Source organism: Rhodoferax sp. (assembly GCF_039922535.1).
Lineage (GTDB): Bacteria > Pseudomonadota > Gammaproteobacteria > Burkholderiales > Burkholderiaceae_C > Rhodoferax_B.
In genome coordinates, this window is record NZ_JBDTEM010000214.1 from 1 (window position 1) to 1,908 (window position 1,908).

General features: G+C 62.2%; 1 protein-coding gene. It reads right to left on the reverse strand.

Going from position 1 to position 1,908, the window contains the following annotated elements:
- Positions 1-1,908 (reverse strand): valine--tRNA ligase (locus ABI213_RS10300; RefSeq protein WP_348026941.1); only part of this gene is annotated, 1,908 nt, incomplete at both ends.

Consider the following 1,908-nt stretch of genomic DNA (forward strand, 5'->3'; position numbering starts at 1 on the left):
GGCGATTTCGCCTTCTAAACGCGCGGCTTCCTTGCCCAAGCGGGCTTTTTCGGCGTCTACGTCGATTTCCATGTGCAAGCAAAGGCGCGCGTCGCCCGCCACCACGGTGGGGGCGGCTTGCGCAGCGGCTTGCCAGGCGGCTTCATCGTCGAACAGCTTGACTTCGCTCAGCTTGGCCAGCGACTGCAGTACGGGGGCCACCTGCTGCATGAACTCGGCATCGCCCACGCAGTACAGCGGCATGCGGGTGGCGGGTGACACATTCATTTCGCCACGCAGATTGCGGCAGGCATCCACCAGGCCCTTGAGCTTGGTGACATGGGCGATGGCCGCCTCATCGATGCGCTCGGGCTGGCTGACGGGGTAGGCGGCGATGCTGATCGACTCGCCAGCCCGGTTCGCGACGGGCGCGACTTTTTGCCACAGCTCTTCGGTGATGAAGGGAATCAGCGGGTGCGCCAGGCGCAGCAGTACTTCCAGCGTGCGGATCAGGGTGCGGCGGGTGGCGCGTTTTTGCGCGTCGCTGCCCGTGTTGATCTGCACCTTGGCGATTTCCAGGTACCAGTCGCAGAACTCGTTCCAGGCGAAGTCGTAAATCGTGTTGGCCACCAGGTCCAGGCGGTAGTCGCTGAAGTTTTTGGCCACATCGGCCTCGGCCTGCTGCAGCTTGGAGACGATCCAACGGTCGGCCTGGCTAAAGTCCAGGTAGCCGCCGGGGCCGCATTCGGCGGGCGCGTGTTCTTCCACACCGCAGTCCTGGCCTTCGCACTGCATCAGCACGAAGCGGGTAGCGTTCCACAGCTTGTTGCAGAAGTTGCGGTAGCCCTCGCAGCGCTTGCTGTCGAAGTTGATGTTGCGGCCCAGCGAGGCCAGCGACGCAAAGGTGAAGCGCAGCGCGTCGGCCCCAAAGGCGGGGATGCCGTCGGGGAACTCTTTTTCGGTGTTCTTGCGCACGGCGGGCGCGGTCTCGGGCTTGCGCAGGCCCACGGTGCGTTTGTCCAGCAAGGGCGCCAGGGCGATGCCGTCGATCAAATCCACCGGGTCCAGTACATTGCCTTCGGACTTGCTCATCTTCTTGCCCTGCGCGTCACGCACCAGGCCATGCATGTAGACGTGTTTGAACGGCACCTGGCCGGTGAAGTGCTTGGTCATCATGATCATCCGGGCGACCCAGAAGAAGATGATGTCGTAGCCCGTCACCAGCACGGAGGAGGGCAGGTACAGATCAAAGTCCTGCGTCTTTTCGGGCCAGCCCATGGTGCTGAAGGGGACCAGGGCGGCGGAATACCAGGTGTCCAGCACGTCCTCGTCGCGCTTCAGCGTTTTGCCGGGGGCTTGTGCTTGCGCTTCGGCCTCGTCGCGGGCCACGTAGACCTTGCCATCTTCGTCGTACCAGGCCGGAATCTGGTGGCCCCACCAGAGTTGTCGGCTGATGCACCAGTCCTGGATATTATTCATCCACTGGTTGTAGGTGTTGACCCAGTTTTCGGGCACGAATTGCACCTGGCCGCTTGCTACAGCGTCGATAGCGCCTTGTGCAATGGATACGCCCGATGACGCTGGTTTTGACATCGAAACAAACCACTGGTCGGTCAGCATGGGTTCGATCACCTGGCCGGTGCGGGTGCAGCGGGGCACCATCAGCTTGTGTTTTTTGGTTTCGACCAGCAGGCCGAGTTCGGCCAGGTCGGCGACGATCTTTTTGCGGGCCACAAAACGGTCCAGGCCAATGTAGGCCGCAGGCGCATTGCTCTCAATTTTGGCATCCAGCGTCAGCACGCAAATCATGGGCAGCTTGTGGCGCTGGCCGACGGCATAGTCGTTCTGGTCGTGCGCCGGCGTGACCTTGACGACGCCGGTGCCAAATTCCTTGTCCACGTAGTCGTCCGCAATCACCGGTATCTGGCG